This is a genomic window from bacterium (genome assembly GCA_030654305.1).
Taxonomy (GTDB): domain Bacteria; phylum Krumholzibacteriota; class Krumholzibacteriia; order LZORAL124-64-63; family LZORAL124-64-63; genus PNOJ01.
Genome location: JAURXS010000412.1, coordinates 1 through 17452, shown reverse-complemented (window position 1 = coordinate 17452; position 17452 = coordinate 1). Strand labels below are relative to the sequence as shown.

Below are 17452 nucleotides of genomic sequence, written 5' to 3'. Positions count from 1 at the left end.
CGGCGGGCGCGGCGCGGCGTCGGGATCGCGGGCCGGGCCGTCGCCGGGACGGCCGAGCATCTGCATCGTCTGCGCCACGATCTCGGTCGTGTAGCGCTTGTTGCCGTCCTTGTCCTCCCACTCGCGGGTCTGCAGCCGGCCCTCGACGTAGACCTGCTTGCCCTTCTGCAGGTACTGCGAGCAGATCTCGGCCAGGCGGCCCCAGGCGACGATGCGGTGCCACTCGGTGCGCTCCTGCTTCTCGCCGTTGCGGTCGCTCCACTGGTCGGTCGTCGCGATGCTGAACGTCGCGACCGGGGTGTTGTTCTGCGTGTAGCGGATCTCCGGATCCCGGCCGAGGTTCCCGACGATGATCGCCTTGTTCACACTGGCCATGCGTTCCCTCCTGTCGGCGCGGCCCCAGGGCCGCAGTCTTCAACCCGTTCGCAGACCGGGGCGACCGATCGCCCGCCGACGCGAACGGCCCCGTCCGGGGCCGCCTGCTGCGGGTCGGCGGACCTCGCGCCGCGATGGGGAAAGGGGGTGGGGTGGATGATGGGATTCGAACCCACGACCACCTGGACCACAACCAGGGGCTCCGCCAATTGAGCTACATCCACCACCCGAGATCCGCAACGCTGGCGCGCCTGGCAGGACTCGAACCTGCGACCGCCGGATTAGAAGTCCGGTGCTCTATCCAACTGAGCTACAGGCGCCAGTGTCGTGCGCCCGCGCTCTCGTCGAGGCACGGACGGACATAATGGTCCAAGCGTCCTGGAGTGTCAAGACAGGCACCGGAGTTCGGTGGTCGGGGCGGCCGGATTCGAACCGGCGACCCTCTGCTCCCTAAGCAGTTGCGCTACCGGGCTGCGCCACGCCCCGTCCATTCCACCCCGCATTCGCGTCCGGTTCCGCCTCCCCGGCCGGCACTTCCGACCGGACGCGCTGCAAGCCCCGCTCCCTGTCCTGCCCGCGACGCCGCCGGTTCCATCCGCACCCCGGGCAGGGGGTTGCGGTCGGCGGCGCGCCGCGGGCGCCGCACCGGGGTGTCAATCCCGGTTCACGCCGCCGGCCCGTAGACCTTCCGCGCGGCGTCGAGCAGCCGCCGCAGCGCGCGGCCCCGGTGGCTGATCGCGTTCTTCTCCCCGGACTCCATCTCCGCGAGGGTCCGGTCCAGACCGTCGGGCCGGAACACCGGATCGTACCCGAACCCGGCCCGGCCGGCGGGCGAGGCCGCGATCGTCCCGTGCAGGCGGCCGTGCGACGACAGTTCCAGCCAGACCGGCGCGCACGCGGCGCGGCCGGGGGCGTCCGCCGGCAGGCCGTCGGGGCTGATGCGGGTCGGGACCGCCGCGTCGTCGGGCCCGGTCGCCGTCCAGATCCGCACATCGGGCAGGCGCAGCGCTCCCGGCGCGGCCGGGCCGCCGGCCTCGCGCCGCGCGTCGTCGCAGAGGCCCGCGAACACGGACGCCAGCCGCGGCTGGTCGGCGCCCGGCGCCACGCCCGGGGCGCCCATCACGGCGCGGTAGGACGCCCACACCGCGCGGTGGTCGGACAGGCTGTCCCAGTAGGCGTCGGCATCGCCGGGATCCGCGAGGTGGACCGCGAGGCGGAACGGGTCGTGCACCCAGCGCACGGCCGCCGCGGCCTGCGCCCCCGCGGGGTCCACGGCGCCGGGACGGGGGTCCACCCAGACGGCCGCGGTCTGGAACGCGGCGTGCCGGCACCCGTCGGGCACCGCGCCCATCAGCGAGGCCAGCAGCCGGCAGTTGTCCGCGTAGGTCGCCCCGGGGCCGGCGAAGCGCGCGGCGAACACGTCCGGCAGGTCGTTCAGGGCGCGGACGCGCAGGCTCGTGTCGTCGGCCACGGCGATTTCGCCGGTGAACGCGGCCGCGACCAGGGCCTTGCGCGTGGCGTTGCCCAGGATCGTCGTGCCGTCCTCGACGACCTCCGGCAGGCCCGGGTAGTCGGTCGCCGAACGGACCTCCCAGGGGCCGTCCGCGCAAAGCTCGCGCATCTCGCGCACCTTGTCGGGGTTGCGGCTCGCGAGCACCAGGACGCGCCGTTCGACGTTCATCGCCTCAGGCCTCCAGGACCTTGCGCTGCAGCTCGATCAGCCGCGCGATGCCGCCGGCGGCCAGGTCCAGCATGCGGTCGAGGTCCGCGCGCACGAAGGGGCGCCCCTCGGCCGTCCCCTGCACCTCGATGAGCCCGCCGCCCTCGGCCATGACGATGTTCATGTCGGTCGAGGCGCGGGAATCCTCCGCGTAATCCAGGTCGACCAGGACCTCGCCGTCGAGCAGGCCCAGGCTGACGGCGCCGACCAGGCCGCTCATCGGGTGGCGGCGCAGGTTCAGGCGCTTCATCGCGTCGTAGAGGGCCACCGAGGCGCCGTTGATCGACGCGCAGCGCGTGCCGCCGTCGGCCTGGATGACGTCGCAGTCGATCGTGACGGTGATCTCGCCCATGGCCTTCAGGTCGGTGACCGAGCGCAGGCTGCGTCCGATCAGGCGCTGGATCTCCATGGTGCGGCCGCCCTGCCCCGAGGCGTTGGTGGCCTCGCGGCGGGTGCGCTCCGAGGTGGCGCGCGGCAGCATGCCGTACTCGGCGGTGACCCAGCCCTGTCCCGTCCCCCGCAGCCAGCCCGGCACGCCGTGGCTGAGCGACGCGGTGCAGATCACCCGCGTGTTGCCCATCTCGATCAGCACCGACCCTTCCGCGTGCGGCAGGTAGTCGCGGGTCATCTGGACGGGGCGCAGCTGGATCGGCTTGCGGTCGTTGGCGCGTGCGGTCACGGGGCGTCCTTTCCGGCGAGATCGAGGTGCCCGTCCCAGTCGGCTTCGTTCACGTTCACCGTCTGGACCGAGTCGATGGGGTGCCCGAGGAAACGGGCGCCCGTCTCCTGGAACATCCAGGGGATGTCGCTGAGGTAGAATTCCATCCGGCCGGGCGGGCCGCCGGCGTCCCGCTGCAGACCGGCTTCGACCAGCGTCCGCGACGCCGCCTCGGCCAGCGCCTCGGCCGAGTCCACCAGCACGGTCTGCGGGCCCATGAACTCGGAGATGATCCGCTTCAGCAACGGGTAGTGAGTGCAGCCGAGGATCAGCGTGTCGACCTCCGCGTCGCGCAGCGGGGCGAGGTACTCCCAGGCCACCAGTCGCGTGATCGGGTGGTCGACCATCCCCTCCTCGGCCAGGGGCACGAACAGCGGGCAGGCGCGGGCGAGCACCCGCTCCGGCCCGACCTGCGCCGAGAGCTGCTGCTGGTAGCGGCCGCTCTCCACGGTGCCGCGCGTGGCGATCACGCCGATGCGGCCGCCGCGCGTGCGCGCCAGCGCCGTCGCCACGCCGGGATCGATGACCCCGAGCACCGGCACCGGCAGCGTGCGCTGCAGGTCGTCGATGGCGAACGCCGAGGCGGTGTTGCAGGCCACGACCACGAGCTTGGCCCCGTGGCTGACCAGGAACGACGCGTCCTGCCGCGCGAAGGCGCGCACCGTGCGCTCGCCCTTGGTGCCGTAGGGCACGCGGGCCGTGTCGCCGAAGTAGAGGAAGTCCTCGGCCGGCAGGCGCCGGCGCAGCTCCCGCAGCACGGTCAGCCCACCCATGCCGGAATCGAAGACGCCGATGGGTCCCACGTCGTCCTTTCGGGTCAGCGCCAGCGCTTCAGGATGAAGGGGCGATCGGCGTCGAGGTGGCCGGCCAGGGTCGAGACCGGGGCGCCCTCGACCAGCAACGTGCAGGTCGCGAGCTCGGGGAAGTTCCAGGACAGCGTGCGCAGGATCGACGTCAGCGTCGCCAGTTCGGCGGCGCTGCCTCCCGGCTGGCCGGTGATGAGCTCGCGGCTCCAGTCCACGACCACGTGGCCGGAGGCGCGGTCCAGGAACACGCCCAGCGGCCGGGAGCCCGCGGGCAAGGCCGCGGCGGTGCGCGCGGCGCGGGGCCCCCGCTGCAGCGCCGACATCACCGACAGCACGTCCTCGTCCAAGCGGTCGCGGCTGGGCAGCAGCAACTCCTCGGTGACCATGCCGATCCCGTCGTCGTCCGGGAAGTAGAGCACGACGCCGCGCGAGCCGGCGACGAGCGACTCGGGGGCCGACTCCGGCGGCGCCGCCACCGGGCTGTGCCCAGGGCTGCGGCTCAGCCAGAGGGCCGAGACTCCCCCCGCCATCGCCGCCACGAAGACCAGCAGGGCCAGCCCCCACCACAGGCGGCGGCCCCCCTCGAGCGGCAGGCGTCGGCGTGCGCGCGGGTTCACCACGGCTCCCCCCACCGCGACGCCGGTCGGGGCGCCTCGCGGACCTCATTGCCGCGGAACGCGTCCACGGCCGCGGCGATCGCGGCGGCCAGCTCGCGGCGCCGCCCGCCGTCGAGCAGCTGGCGTTCCTGGCCGGGGTCGGTCAGGAAGCCGACCTCGATCATGACCGCGGGCATGTCGATCCCCTGCAGGATGCGGGCGTCGAGCCGCACGATCCCGCGATCGGGCGATCCCGACGCGGCGACCAGACGCGGCTGCACCAGCGCCGCCAGCTCGCCGCTGGCGACGGCGTGCCGTCGCTGCGCGAGGTGCCAGGGCGTGAAGCCGTCCGCCAGATCCGGCAGCGGCGTGTCGTCGGCCGCGACGGCGAAGGTCGTGACCCCCGACGCCTCCGCGCCGAACCAGCTGTCGGCATGCAGGGAGATGAAGACGTCGCCGTCGGACCGGTTCGCGGTCTCGGCGCGCTGCTCCGGCTCCAGGTCGCGGTCGTCGTCGCGGGTCAGCACCACGTCGAAGTCCAGGCGGCGCAGCTGCTGGCGGACGTCCTGGGCCAGATCCAGCATGAGGTCCTTCTCCGGGGTGCCGCTGTCGCCGACCGCGCCCCGGTCCGAGCCGCCGTGGCCCGGGTCCACCACCACGACGCGCACGTCGCGCGACGGCGCGGAAGCGGCGGCGCCGGGCGCCACGATCGCCGGCGCGGGCTCCTCCGGGGCGCCGCCCTCGCGCGCCTGAAGGGCGAGACGGATCTCGCGCCCGTCGTCGGCAGTCTCGACGTTCCAGCCGCCGGCGCTCGCGGCCAGCGCCACCACGATGCGCACGCCGCCGGGCTGCTGCGCGAGCAGACCGCCGGCGACCAGGCCTTCGGTGGCCATCGCGCCCAGCAACGTCGGCGCCGCGCTCGCGTCGTCCAGCGTCAGGGCCAGCGTGTCCGGCGCGGTCCGCTCGAGACGCCAGGCCACGGCCTTGGCGCAGCCGAGGGTGAGGGTCGTGGCGTCGGTCGACGACGCGAGGGTCAGCGTCAGCAAATCGGCCCGCCGGCCGCCCACCGTCAGCGTCTGCAGCACGGGGTCCCAGTCCACGTCATCGCCCGCCGCCGGCGCGAGCACGGCGGTCAGGAACTCCAACGGGAGCCACACGTCGCCGTCGACGTGGACAGGCGCCAGCGCGAGCAGGATGTTCCCGCCGGCGCGCTGGACGTGGCGGCTGTTCACCGTCACCACGGCGCTGCGACCGCCGGCGCGCATCGTCAGTTGAAGGCGATCCGGATCCCAGAAGCGCGCGGCGCGGAAGATCAGCGCCGCGTCGGCCGAGCTGACGAACGGCTCCCCCATGCCCGAGGCGAGCCGGCGCGCCTCGATCGAGGCCGGGGCGCGGTCGCCGGGGTAGACGACCTGGACGCGCAGGACCGGACCATCGGGATCGGCCGCGGGGAAGGGACCGCCGCGCGCGCCGGGCGCGACGACGAGGGCCGCCGCCGTCATCAGGGCCAGGGCGAGCCACGCCGTCCTCGGCGGATACGGGCATGTCCGGTCGGCGTTCACGGCTCAGTGCCGTCCCATCTCGCGCCGGATGCGCAGGTCGGAGTCGCGTTTGGCGGTGGCGTGGCGCTTGTCGTGCAGCTTCTTGCCCCGGCCGAGCCCGAATTCGACCTTCACCAGGCCGTGCTTGAAGTACATGCTCAGCGGCACCAGCGTCAGCCCCTTCTCCTCCAGTCGCGGCCGCAATTTGCGGATCTCGCGCCTGGTCAGCAACAGCTTGCGGCGACGGAAGGGGTCGTGGTTCGCGCGGTTGCCCTGGTCGTAGGGGCCGATGTGGACCTTCACGAGCCAGGCCTCGCCGTCGCGGATCTCGGCATAGGCGTCCCCGAGGTTGCACTTGCCGGCGCGCAGGGATTTGACCTCGGTGCCCTGCAACACGATCCCGGCCTCCCACCTATCGAGGATCTCGAACTCGTGGAAGGCTTTGCGGTTCTTGGCGATGATCTTCACGCCGCCTTCGGCGCGGGTCGCGGGCATCGTCACTCCTGACCGGATGGGATCGCGGGCGCCGGGGACGTGAAGCTAACATCTGCGCCCGATCGGCACAATCCGCATTTTCCCGCCGTATTTTGTCGTCTGCGGGGTTGACAGGTCCGGGGGCGTCTTCTAGATTTGCGGCTCGCGGAGCACCGGGCGGTTCGCCCAACGCTCCTGCGTACGACGGTGGAGCCCGGGTGGCGGAATTGGTAGACGCGCTACGTTCAGGTCGTAGTGAGGGATTCCTCGTGGGAGTTCGAGTCTCCCCTCGGGCACCACGCACCGTCGGTATCGACAGCTGAAGCGTCGGAAGCGGTCACGGGACCGCCCAAGACCGGGATGAGGCGCCGCCAGGCGCCTTTTTCTTTGATCAATGATCGGCGGCGGCTGCCGATATCGGAAGCAGGAGCGAGGGGTCTGTCGACACCCCCGCCCCCCGGTCCGTCCCTTGCATCTAGGCGGGACAGGGCCTGATTCCGGGATCAAGCGGAGGAGTCTGCCGTGCAGTGGCTGGATATCGATCTGACCCGCGGCCAGGATGCAGCCACCAGGCGGGGGCTGCTCGACCGCGCGCACGTCCAGAGGGACCGGCTGGTGCGCCTCCAGCAGACCGAGGGGCTCGGCAGCCCCGCGGTCCACGCCGCGGTCACGGAGTTGGGGCAGCTGCTGTTCCGGGCCGCGCAGACCGGCAATCCGGCGGCCTTCGCACCCGATCGCGCCGACGTGGGCGCCGCCTCCCCCGCGCTGGCCGGCGCGGTCGCCGAGAGCCCGATCGGCTACCACCTGGTCGTGGCGACCGACGATCTCGTGCTGCCCTGGTCCTGCCTGCACAACGGCATCCGCTTCGTCCTGGAACTGGCGCCCGTCTGCGCCGACCGGCGCAGCTCCGTCAAGTCCGCCCGGCGCGGCGCCTGGTCGCGCCGCTGGGAGGACCAGGTCCAGGCGGAGCAGACGCAGGGGCCGTCGCGGCTGGGCGAGGTCGTGCGGCGTTTCCGGCCGCAGGACTGCGCCGATCCCGGGGTCCTGTTCCTCGACGGCCACGGCCGCGGCGAGGGCACGATGCAGGCCCGGCTCGAGCGCGCCATGCTCGACGAAGCCCTGGCCCAGCTCGGCGACGGCCAGCGCCTGGCCTGGCTCGAATCGCCGGCGGGCGCGATGACCCCGGGTCGCCTGGCCCGTTCCGGCCGCCGCTATCAGGGCTTCCACTTCAGCGGCGCGACGTCCGCGCCGCAGGTGCAGGCGGCGACCGTGCAGCTGTCCGGCTGGGAAGCGCTGGCCCGCGATCTCATGCTGTCGGCGGAGGAGGAGCGGGAGCTGGAGCCGGTCGGCGTCGACCCGGTGACCGCCCTGCTGGACCGGATCTCCGAGCGGGCCGAGCAGGGCCGGTCGCACCCTTGGTCGGGAGGCGCCGGCAACGGCGCGACGACGGAACCGGCGCGCTGGCAGCTCGAGGACGGCCCCGTCGCGCCCGAGGATCTGGCGCGTCACGCCGCCACGCCGCCGCTGGTCTTCTCCAACAGCTACCTCGGCCTGACCGCCTTCGGCCCGCGGTTCCTGATGTCGGGCGCGTCGGCCGTGGTGGGACCGCACCTGGCGGTGTCGCAGCCCCGGGCCCGCGCCTTCGCCGGCGACTTCTACCGCGCCCTGGCCGGCGGCGCGACCGTGGCGAGCGCGCTGCGCACGGCGTCGCTCGCCTGCCGCGACCGCAGCGGCGCGGACGACCCCTCCTGGCTCAGTTACGGGATGCTCGGCAGCGGCGCGCTGGCCCTGCAGTACCTGTAGCCGGCCGGTTCCCGACCGCGCTCAGCTCTCGGTGGTGTCGTGCGTCCGGATGAGCGCGATCAGCTCGTCGTGGATCGCGCCGTTGCTGCCGATCAGGTCGGTCGAACCCGGCACGTAGGGCCGGCCGCGGTGGTCGGTGACCACGCCCCCGGCCTCCTCCACCAGCAGGATGCCCGCCGCCACGTCGTAGAGCTCCTGCGGCTGGCCGCGGCCCGCCAGCAGGCCGTCGTAGCGGCCGTCGGCCAGGTAGGCCATCTCCAGGGCGATGGTGCCCAAGCGGCGGACCTTCATCGATCCGAGCAGGACCTGCTGCAGCAGCGGCGCGCTCTGCACGAAGCGCCCGCGCTTCTGCAGTTGCAGGCTGAGGATCGCGGCGCCCAGCGGGGCGCGGTCGCTCACCCGGATGGGCTTGCCGTTGAGCCGCGCGCCGCCGCCGCGCACGGCGGTGAAGCGCTCGCCGTGCAGCGGCTGGTAGACCAGCGCGGCCAGGATCTCGTCGCCCTCCATCAGGGCCACCGACGTGCAGAAGTCCGGCAGGCCGAGCGAGAAGTTCAGCGTCCCGTCGATCGGGTCGAGGTACCAGGTGCGGCCGCCGGCGGCCGCGACGCCGCCCCCCGAATCGCCGAACTCCTCGCCGTGGACGGCGTCGCCCGGGAACGCCGCGCGGATCCGCTCGACCAGCAGCCGTTCGATGCGGTGGTCGGCCTCGGTGATCGCCTCCTGACCGTGCTTGAAGCGCAGCTCCCCCGTGCGGCGGAACAGGCCGGCGGCGATGGCGCCGATCTCGTCCGTCCAGCCCAGCAGCGTGGTTTCGATCGCCGGCAGGTCGCGGGTCATGGCCGTCCTTCCTCTAGCCGCCGGCGCGCGAGGGCGTCGGCCAGGGTTTGCAGCGCGTCGCGGGCGTGCCCCACGATCGCGGCGATCTCGGCCGCCGTCGCGCGGTCCTGGTGGATGCCGGCGACCGCGACGCAGGTGCGGCCCGAGGCGGCGGCCAGCCGCCGGGCGCCCTCCCGCGCGAGCGGGCCCTCCTTGTGCCCGGGCACGACCGCCAGCTCGTCGCAGGGCTCGCCGGCAGTGCCGCCGGCCGTCGAAGCGACGGCGACGGCGCCGACGTGGACGGCCCCGCCGCCGATCAGGAGCAGCAGGTCGCGGCCCCTGTCCAGCAGCTCCAGGCGGACGGCCAGGCGGCCCTCCCCCCGCTCGCAGGTCCAGGGCAGGGGTCCCGTCACCAGGTCGCCGTCCACGGCCGCCTCCGCAACAATTGCAGCCACCCGCCGTTCTCTATGATATTGTGCACGTCGACGAGGCGTCACCCCGCCGAAGGACCAGGATAACGATGGCGACGGAAGAGTCCAGCTTCCAGTTTCCCGCGACGCCCCGCACCGGCGTCGTCGGCCACTGGGCCCACCTGCTCGGGGCGCTCGCCACGTTCGGCCTCTGCCTGTTCTCCGCCCTGGACGCCGGGAAGATCCGCCCCAACGACGGCACGGTCTGGCTGCTGGGCCGCTCGACGGTCACCGTGCTGGAGGTGCCGCCCCGCGACGACGGCGGGGTCAACCTGCTGCAGCCGGGCGACGAGATCCTCGGCATCGGCTCCACCTTCGTCCATTCGCCCCAGGAAGCCGCCCAGCTGCTGAGCCGCCAGAAGGTGGGCTCGGTCGTGCCCTACTTCATCATGCGCGGCGGGGAATCCCTGCGCATCCCGGTCCAGCTCGGCGCCTTCCGCACCGCCGATCGCTTCTACCCGTACTACGGCTTCCTCTCCCTGGCCTACTGGGTGATCGGCCTGATGATCTACCTGCGCGGGCGGGAGTCCCAGGCCGCGCGGCTGTTCTTCCGGATGTGCCTGCTGTTCGCGGTGTTCTTCATGACCGACCTGAACCGCTCGAGCTACTTCTGGGGCGACATCATCTCCCGCAACGCCGGCGCGCTGGCGCGCTTCCTGCTCCCGGCGCTGTTCCTGCACTTCTTCCTGGTGTTCCCGGACAAGAAGATCGTGGTCACGCGACGGCCCTGGCTGGAGCCCCTGCTCTACGTGCTGCCCCTGGTCTTCTACCTGCAGTTCACCATGGACCAGTTCTTCGGCTCCCACGCGCCCCGCATCTACAACACGCGCTGGCTGGTGCTGGGCACGTTCTTCTCGGCCGGCGCCGTCGCCCTGCTGCACAGCTACTACCAGTTCCGCGACCCCCTGCAGCGCCGGCGCATCCGCATCCTGACCGTCGGCACGCTGGCCGGCATCCTGCCCTTCCTGATCTTCACCGTGCTGCCCGGCGACCGCGTCGGCGACACGCTCGCCTTCATCGGCACAGTGCCGATGATCGCGGTGCCGCTGTCGTTCAGCTACTGCATCGCCCGCTACCGCGTGATGCAGATCGAGGTGCTGCTGAAGCGCAGCCTCGTCTACTCCCTGCTGACCGGCGGCCTGTTCCTGCTCTACCTGGGGTTCGTGCTGGGGCTCGGCGCCCTGCTGCTGCGCCTGAGCGGCCAGGCGAGCCAGATCGCCACCGTCGCCGCGACGCTGGCCGCGGCGGCCTCGCTGTGGCCCGCCCGCGCCCACCTGCAGGGGCAGCTGGACCGGCGCTTCTTCCGCAGCCGCGGCAACCTGGCGGGCGCCCTGCAGGAGTTCGGCCTGGAGATCCCCCAGATCATCCAGCAGGACGCCCTGATCACGCGCATCGGCGGCCGGCTGTGCCAGCTGGTCGACCTGCCGCGGCTCGCGGTCTACCGGCCCGACCCCGCCGGCGAATCCTGGCAGCTGGCCGGGGTCGTGGGGCACCCCGCCGCCGCCGGGCCCCACGACGGGACGGACGGCTGCGAATCGTGCCCCGGCGAGCTCGCGCTCGCGGCCACGTCCCTGCGCCTCGCGCAGTTCAACGAGCCCTACTGGATCGAGCGCAGCCAGACCCGCCTGGACGTCCGCACGGCCGCCACGCGCGAGCAGGCCGAGCTGCTGCTGCGCCTGCAGGAGCGCGACGAGCTGGCGCGGCTGGGGATCGCGCTGCTGGTGCCGATGCTGGTGCGCGGCCGCCTGGTCGGCCTCTTCGCCCTGCCGCCCAAGCACGGCGGCGACGACTACCAGCTGCAGGACCTCGAGCTGCTCACGCTGGTGGCCGGGCAGATGGCGCTGCAGATCGAGAACAGCCGCCTCTACGAGGAGGAGCTGAAGAAGCAGAAGCTGGAGGAGCAGCTGACCCTGGCGCGCTCGATCCAGAGCCGGCTGCTGCCCGAACGCCTGCCCGCGGTCGACGGTCTGGACCTGGCCGCCTGCAACCTCAACAGCGCCGAGGTCAGCGGCGACTACTACGACCTGATCGAGCGGGACGACGGCCAGCTCGTGGTCATCATCAGCGACGTCAGCGGCAAGGGCATCCCCGCCAGCCTGCTGGCCTCGAGCCTCCAGGCCTCGCTGCGCGCCCACTGCGCCATCAGCGATTCCCCAGGCGAGATCCTCGGACGGGTCAACCTCTACCTGTACGCGAGCACCGACCCGACCCACTTCGCCACGCTGTTCCTGGCCTTCGTGGACCCCGTGCGCCGGCAGGTGCGCTACAGCTCGGGCGGCCACAACGCGCCGATCCTGCGCCGGGCCGACGGGTCCCTGATCCAGCTGGAGAAGGGCGGCCTGCCCCTGGGCGCCTTCGATTTCGGTTCCTACGAGGAGGAGACCCTCGACTTCAATCCCGGCGACATGCTCTTCCTGTACACCGACGGCCTGACCGAGACCGTCGACCACGCCGACGAGGAGTTCGGCACCGCGCGCGTGGAGCGCCTGCTGTCCGAACACCACGGCCTCGGCGCCGACGACCTGCTGGCGGTCATGAACGCCGAATTGCGCGCCTTCAGCGGGCGCGACCAGGCGGACGACGACGTGACCCTGCTGGTCCTGAAGGCCCTTCACGCCGCCGCGGGCAACCCGGCGGACGACGCTGCGTACGCACAGCGGGGGCCGGCCCCCCTCACCCGAGCGGAGTACGAGTCATGAAGAAACCGGTTCTGATGGGCCTGGCCGCCCTGGCGCTCGTCGCCCTCGCCCTGCTGTTCCTGGGCGGACCGGAGCGCCAGTACACCACGCGCTCGGCGGAGGCCTACGAGCTGTTCGACCAGGGCTACTCCCAGTTGAACGCGTTCCAGTTCGCGAAGGCGGATTCCTCGCTGCGGCGCGCGGTGGCCCTGGACCCGGGGTTCGCGGCGGCCCACGCCCTGCTGTCGCAGATCGCGCTGCGCTTCGGCGACAAGGACGGCAGCCTGCGCGAGGCCGCCGCCGCCGACAGCCTCGCCGCCCGCCTGCCCAACGCGCTGGAGCGCGCGAAGCTCGCGCTGCTGCTGCTCGGCTACAAGAAGCCCGGGGACCAGGCGCGCGATTCCCTGCTCGACTACGTGCTCGCCGAGCAGCCCACGGACCTCATGGCCCTGTCGGTCAAGGCGGCCATCCTCTACCAGTCGGGCAGCCAGGACGAGTGCCAGCGCGTCTACGAGCAGATCCTGGCCATCGAGCCCAACCACGCCCCGGCCTACAACATGCTCGGCTACCTCGCTGCGGCACGCGGCGACTACAAGCAGGCCGTCACCCACCTGCGCAAGTACGCCTTCCTGGCGCCCGGCCTGGCCAACCCCCACGACTCGCTGGGGGAAGTGCTGAGCTGGAAGGGCGACTACGCGGAGGCCGAGCGCGAGTTCAAGACCGCCCTCGACGTCCAGGAGGACTTCTACTACTCGCAGATCAATCTGGGAGAACTCTACCTCGAGCAGGGCATGATCGCCCGGGGCGAAGAGATCCTCGAGAGCATCCGCGCCGCGCTGGCCGGCCTGCCGCAGGAGCGCGAGCTCGACGAGATGCTCATCCGCATGTACTACACGCACGAGCTCTACGACGAGGCGCTGCGCGCCATGGCCGCCTACCAGTCGAAGTACCCGGACGCCTTCCTGGCCGGATTCTACCGGGCGATCCAGCTGGCCATGGAGGGCCGCCGCGCCGAGGCGGAAGCCGTCGCCGCCGGCTTCTTCGCCGAGGCCCGCCGCAGCGACGACTTCGCCTTCAAGGCCTACCGCGACCAGATCGACAGCACGGAGCACCAGTCGCGGGCCATGCTGGCGACCCAGGCCGGCGACCACGAGAAGGCGATCGACGAGTGGCAGCTGATGCTCGACTCCAGCCGCGCCCGCCCCGCGCACGAGCGCTGGTGGTCCCTGTGGCGGCAGGGCGAGAGCTACCTCGCCGCCGGGCGGCCGGGACCGGCCATGGAGAACGCGAAGCGGATCCTCGAGACCAACCCGGCGCGCATCCGGCCGCTGCTGCTGCTGGCGCAGGCCGCCCTGGAACTGGGCGAATCCGGCCTCGCCGACCAGGCCCTGAAGAAGGTGCAGCCCCTGCTGGCCCGCGCCGACGCCAAGCTGCCGGCCCAGCAGACCTACCGCGACCTGATGGCGCGCCTCGCGCCGGCGCCCGCCGACTAGGTCGCTGGCCGCACCGCGGACGACGGCGCCCGGTCTCGCGACCGGGCGCCGTGTTCTTGGGGGCCGCCGTGAAGCCGGCGGCTACACCTCGTCGAAGAAGTAGGGCCGCAGGCACTGGATGATCTTGTCGTAGGTGTCCGGGTACAGCGCCCAGACGGTGGCGGCGACCGAGCTCAGCAGGCTGTTGCCGTCCTGGGGGGTGAAGCAGAAGCCGGTGATCTCGCGGCCGTCCTGCGAGACGTGGATCCCGTTGTAGGGGATCACGGTCTGGTTGAGGATGCGGCCGTAGAAGCCGTGGTCGCGCCCGAACGAGAAGATCGAGTTGGCCGTCTTCTTGTGGGTCATCGCCACGCGGTCGTTGGCCTCGCACCGCTGCATCAGTTCGGCGTGGGTCACGGGCTTGCGCACCGTCAGGTGGAACTGCAGGGTGTGCATCAGGTTGGTGTTGAGCTTGAGGGCCGAGGAGAACAGCTTCAGGTCGTAGCCCATGGTGTTGAACAGGTGCCAGGCGTCGCGGGCGTGGTGGGTGCCGAAGGCGGCGTCGCCGTGCGAGCCGATCTCGGGGCTCGGCACGAACTTGCCGTCCTGGCTGATGTCGTTGGCGCGGCGGATGCAGACGAACCGCCCCTGCACCAGGTTGTCGGGGCCCTCGTCGCCGAGCCCGAGCATCTTGATGATCAGCGACAGGTTGTGGGTGTTGCAGCTGACCACCTGCAGGTACTTGTCCGTCGCGTGGTCGAGCACCTCGTCGTTGATCCCGCGCGCGTACTGCTTGCCGAAGCCGAACTCGCTGCCTTGGGCGACGAACAGCTCGGTCGAGCCCTCGTAGGAGCGGTACCACTTCTCCTTCATGTCGTTGCCCATCGGCGTGCAGTCGATGACGACCCGAGCGGCTTCCAGCGCATCCTCGAGCGTCGTGTCGACCTGGATGCCGATGTCCTTGAAGCCCGCGACGTGTTCCTGGTTGGAGACGATGCGCGCACCGCGCCGGATCAGGTCCTTGACCTTGCTGCGGTCGGTGACCAGCGGCGTGTTCTTGTGGAAGAGCACGTCGTCGATGCCCAGCTGATCCTTGAAGTGGCTCAGCAACCCGATCAGGGGCTCGCCGATGGTCCCGGTCCCCACCACGAGGACGTTCTTCGTGCCGCGCATGGATCCTCCTCTTGCCGGCGGTGAGTCGCGTGGGCCGGGCGGGCGATCGCCCGGCGCCGGCATGCTAGCACGGGCCGCGCGGGACTGCCACCCCCCGCGCGCGGCTACAGCCCGAGCAGGGCGGCCATGCCCTCGCGGTCGAACCCCTGGCGCGGGACGTAGGCGCGAACCCAGCGTTCCCCGTCCAGGACGAAGTACGGGATCCCCCGCTTGCCGGTCTTCGCCTCCAGCAGGCGGGCGGCGTCCTCGTCGTGGTCGATCTCCACCGTGTCGTAGACCACGCCGTGCTCGTCCAGGAACCGCTTGGCGACGCGGCAGTCGGGACACCAGGTGGCGCTGTAGACCGTCAACGTTTCGTAGCCCTTCCCGCCCACGGCAACCCCCTTCAGTCCAGGTCCAGGCCGATCAGGGCCGCGTTCAGCTCGCCGACGCGCGCCGCGTCGCCGCCCTCGAAATAGTAGCGCAGCACGGCGTCGGTGCCGCTGGCCCGCAGCTCGAACCAGCAGCCCTCGAACTCGATCAGCGTGCCGTCGCCGGCGCGGAAACAGCGCGCGACCGGCGGCAGGCCGCAGCCCGCCGGCAGGCGGTCGCGCAGAGCGGCGGCCACCGCCGCCGGCGCGAGCCCCTCCAGCGCGGCGAAGAAGGCCACGACGGCCGCCTTGCGCCGGTTGCCCTCGGCGCGGGCCTGCTCGCGGGCCGCGCCGCGCAGCGACTCGTCGAACAGGGTGATGTCGCGCCGCTCGTAGAAGCGGTGCACGATGCCGTAGGCGTCGAGGCGGTCCAGGTAGAAGGCGGCGAAGCTGCTCCCCTCGGCGAACAGGCGCGCCCCGAGGCCCAGCGCGACGAGCCCGATCTGCAGGCCGTCCTTCTCCTTGATCGCCAGGGTCGCGCGCTCCTCGTCGCGCGACAGCATCCAGTCGTCGGGTCCCAGCGCGGCGCCGCCGCTCTCCTCGGCCATGATCAGCAGGCGGGGGCGCGGGCCGAACACCGACTCGGTCCCGGTCGCGTCCACGGCGCGGGTGGTCAGGCCGGGGTCGTCGGGATCGGACCCGAGCACCTGGTCCTCCAGGTCCGCGACCAGGCTCCCGAAGTGCTTGAAGCCGACCGGCACGCGGAAGGTGTGCAGGCGGGTGCCGTGCAGGCGGTCGAAGGCCCCGGCCAGCTCGCCGATGCTGCGGCTGGTCGGCCAGCTGGTCGCCACGATCCAGTCGTCGTCGCCGAGGGTGCCGGCGGCGTGCAGCGCCTCGAGGCGCGCCGCGGCGAGCATGAAGTAGATCTGGTTGGGCTTGAAGAAGACCAGCACGCGCGCGTCGTCGAGCGGGTCGACTTCGAGCCCGGCCGCGCGGGCCTTGTCGGCCAGCGCGGCGGGAGCCGCGGTGACCATGTTGAAACGGTCGCCGTCGGGATCCCAGATGAACACCAGGTCGGCGCGCCGCTCCCGCAGCAGGTCCTGCGCGCCGACGTGCTTATAGACCTGCCACTTGCCGGGATCGACGCCGTGGTTCACGCCGTCCAGGATCCCGATGCCGTGGTAGTCGCTCGACTCAGCCTCGTGGGTGAAGAAGACGGGCCCGTCCCCGTCGACGCCCACGCCCAGTTCGGCGAAGACGCGGCGCGCGGCGGCGCCCATGCTGCCGCCCTCGGTGCAGATCGCCGTGCGGAAGCCGCGCGCGGCGGCCGCCGCGATCCCGTCCAGCATGTCCGCGGGCACGATGGCCCGCAGCGAGTCCGCGTAGGCGGCGACGGGGTCGAAGTCGCGCACGATCAGCGGGTCGTCCGCGGCCGCGAGCGGGATCTCGAGACCCTCCTCGGCCGCCCGTTCGGCCAGCAGGCGCACGCGGTCGGCGATGCGGCCCGCCATCTCCAGCAGCTGCATGCCCGACTCGTCCATGGGCTTCCAGCCGCCCTTGTAGCTCTGGCTGTGCGAGGCGGTGAAGTTCTCGCCCCCGTCCAACTCCTCGTAATTCACCCCGAAGGACGACAGCCAGATCGGCGTGGTGCGGCAGCCTTCCGGTCGCAGGTGGACGCAGATCCCGCAGGCGGCGTAGAGGCGGGCCGCCAGGTCGATGAACTCCTGCGTGTGGGGGCGCACCTCCCCGCCCACGTGCAGGTGGACCAGGCCCTCCTCGAGCGCCAGCTGGGCGCGGGCGGCCAGCATGACCGCCACGTTCAGGCTGTTGAACGGGACTTCGGTGTTGTGCAGGTCGCCCGGGTCCAGCAGATCGCGGTACCCCGCGGTGCCGAGCTGGAAGTCGCGGGCCCAGGTGAGCAGGCCGCCGTCGCGGGCGAGCGCGGGCGTGATCCGGATCGTCTCCTCGGCGCGGTGGAACGGCGTGAACAGGGGTCGGCTGGCGGTCATGGCTCTTCCTCGGGTTCCGGGTCCGCGGCCGGCAGGGGCAGGTCGCGCAGCAGGGCGGCGACCAGCGCGGCCTCGCGCGCGCCGTCCGCCGTCCAGACGCCGCCGGCGCGTGCGACACGATAATCGGAATCGGCGGCCGCGGCTCCCCGCCCGGCCAGGTGCAGGCGCGGCTTCGACCGGTGGGGCGCTCCGTCGTCGGGGCAAAAGGTCTCGCAGTTGCCGCAGTCGTTGCACAGGTCGGCCAGGCAGAGGTACTGCCAGCGCTTGGCCAGGCGCTCCTCGTGCTCCGCGGGGCGGGCCAAGCGGATCATCGCGTCGTTCGGGCAGACCGTGACGCAGAGGTGGCAGCTCGTGCAGTCGAACAGGTCCAGCTTGCGGCCGGTGCTCTTCAGCGGCGCGCGCACGGCGGCCGCGGCGTAGGGCGCCGCGCCGGCGGGCGTCGCCAGCCGGG

The 17452-nt window shown here is 72.3% G+C and carries 16 protein-coding genes and 4 tRNA genes; 4 read left to right on the top strand and 16 right to left on the bottom strand.

Annotation, left to right across the window (positions count from 1 at the left end):
* The 10 genes from Q7W29_11990 to smpB form a co-directional block, all read right to left on the bottom strand.
* On the bottom strand, positions 1–375 hold a 375-nt coding region (locus Q7W29_11990; protein ID MDO9172537.1), incomplete at its 3' end, for a single-stranded DNA-binding protein.
* Between the two features lie 148 nt (positions 376–523).
* Positions 524–599 (bottom strand) — tRNA-His (locus Q7W29_11985).
* A 19-nt stretch (positions 600–618) separates the two neighbouring features.
* Positions 619–695: transfer RNA gene (locus Q7W29_11980), tRNA-Arg, on the bottom strand.
* A gap of 89 nt (positions 696–784) precedes the next feature.
* Positions 785–861 (bottom strand) — tRNA-Pro (locus Q7W29_11975).
* Positions 862–1039: 178 nt separating this feature from the next.
* Positions 1040–2056: a non-canonical purine NTP pyrophosphatase gene (locus Q7W29_11970; protein ID MDO9172536.1), complete on the bottom strand. Its 1017-nt coding sequence runs from the start codon at positions 2054–2056 to the stop codon at positions 1040–1042.
* A 4-nt stretch (positions 2057–2060) separates the two neighbouring features.
* On the bottom strand, positions 2061–2774 hold the full coding sequence (rph, locus tag Q7W29_11965; GenBank protein ID MDO9172535.1) for a ribonuclease PH: 714 nt from the start codon (positions 2772–2774) through the stop codon (positions 2061–2063).
* Positions 2771–3616, bottom strand: a complete 846-nt coding sequence (murI, locus tag Q7W29_11960; protein MDO9172534.1) for a glutamate racemase — start codon at positions 3614–3616, stop codon at positions 2771–2773. The genes rph and murI overlap by 4 nt, the downstream gene beginning before the upstream one ends.
* A gap of 14 nt (positions 3617–3630) precedes the next feature.
* Positions 3631–4236: a GerMN domain-containing protein gene (locus Q7W29_11955; GenBank protein MDO9172533.1), complete on the bottom strand. Its 606-nt coding sequence runs from the start codon at positions 4234–4236 to the stop codon at positions 3631–3633.
* Positions 4233–5777 (bottom strand): N-acetylmuramoyl-L-alanine amidase, encoded by a 1545-nt coding sequence (locus Q7W29_11950; GenBank protein MDO9172532.1) that lies wholly within the window; start codon positions 5775–5777, stop codon positions 4233–4235. Before Q7W29_11950 ends, Q7W29_11955 begins: the two co-directional genes overlap by 4 nt.
* A gap of 3 nt (positions 5778–5780) precedes the next feature.
* Positions 5781–6251, bottom strand: coding sequence for an SsrA-binding protein SmpB (gene smpB / locus Q7W29_11945; protein ID MDO9172531.1), 471 nt, complete (start codon positions 6249–6251; stop codon positions 5781–5783).
* Between the two features lie 191 nt (positions 6252–6442).
* Here smpB and Q7W29_11940 point away from each other — a divergent pair.
* Positions 6443–6529, top strand: a tRNA-Leu gene (locus tag Q7W29_11940).
* 223 nt (positions 6530–6752) lie between these two features.
* Positions 6753–8033 (top strand): CHAT domain-containing protein, encoded by a 1281-nt coding sequence (locus Q7W29_11935; protein ID MDO9172530.1) that lies wholly within the window; start codon positions 6753–6755, stop codon positions 8031–8033.
* 21 nt (positions 8034–8054) lie between these two features.
* Here the strand turns inward: Q7W29_11935 and Q7W29_11930 are convergent, their stop codons facing one another.
* Positions 8055–8870: an inositol monophosphatase gene (locus Q7W29_11930; GenBank protein ID MDO9172529.1), complete on the bottom strand. Its 816-nt coding sequence runs from the start codon at positions 8868–8870 to the stop codon at positions 8055–8057.
* Complete coding sequence (locus Q7W29_11925) at positions 8867–9277, bottom strand: hypothetical protein (protein ID MDO9172528.1); 411 nt, start codon at positions 9275–9277, stop codon at positions 8867–8869. Before Q7W29_11925 ends, Q7W29_11930 begins: the two co-directional genes overlap by 4 nt.
* 92 nt (positions 9278–9369) lie before the next feature.
* Here Q7W29_11925 and Q7W29_11920 point away from each other — a divergent pair, with 92 nt between their 5' ends.
* Both Q7W29_11920 and Q7W29_11915 read left to right on the top strand, forming a co-directional pair.
* Positions 9370–12018, top strand: coding sequence for a SpoIIE family protein phosphatase (locus Q7W29_11920; protein ID MDO9172527.1), 2649 nt, complete (start codon positions 9370–9372; stop codon positions 12016–12018).
* Positions 12015–13490: a tetratricopeptide repeat protein gene (locus tag Q7W29_11915; GenBank protein MDO9172526.1), complete on the top strand. Its 1476-nt coding sequence runs from the start codon at positions 12015–12017 to the stop codon at positions 13488–13490. Before Q7W29_11920 ends, Q7W29_11915 begins: the two co-directional genes overlap by 4 nt.
* A gap of 81 nt (positions 13491–13571) precedes the next feature.
* Here the strand turns inward: Q7W29_11915 and Q7W29_11910 are convergent, their stop codons facing one another.
* From Q7W29_11910 to Q7W29_11895, 4 genes are all read right to left on the bottom strand, one after another.
* Complete coding sequence (locus Q7W29_11910) at positions 13572–14642, bottom strand: hypothetical protein (GenBank protein MDO9172525.1); 1071 nt, start codon at positions 14640–14642, stop codon at positions 13572–13574.
* Positions 14643–14746: 104 nt separating this feature from the next.
* Complete coding sequence (locus Q7W29_11905; GenBank protein MDO9172524.1) at positions 14747–15016, bottom strand: glutaredoxin family protein; 270 nt, start codon at positions 15014–15016, stop codon at positions 14747–14749.
* Between the two features lie 11 nt (positions 15017–15027).
* Positions 15028–17001 (bottom strand): hypothetical protein, encoded by a 1974-nt coding sequence (locus tag Q7W29_11900; GenBank protein ID MDO9172523.1) that lies wholly within the window; start codon positions 16999–17001, stop codon positions 15028–15030.
* Positions 16998–17452 (bottom strand): 4Fe-4S binding protein (locus tag Q7W29_11895; GenBank protein MDO9172522.1); only part of this gene is annotated, 455 nt, incomplete at its 5' end. The genes Q7W29_11895 and Q7W29_11900, both read right to left, overlap by 4 nt.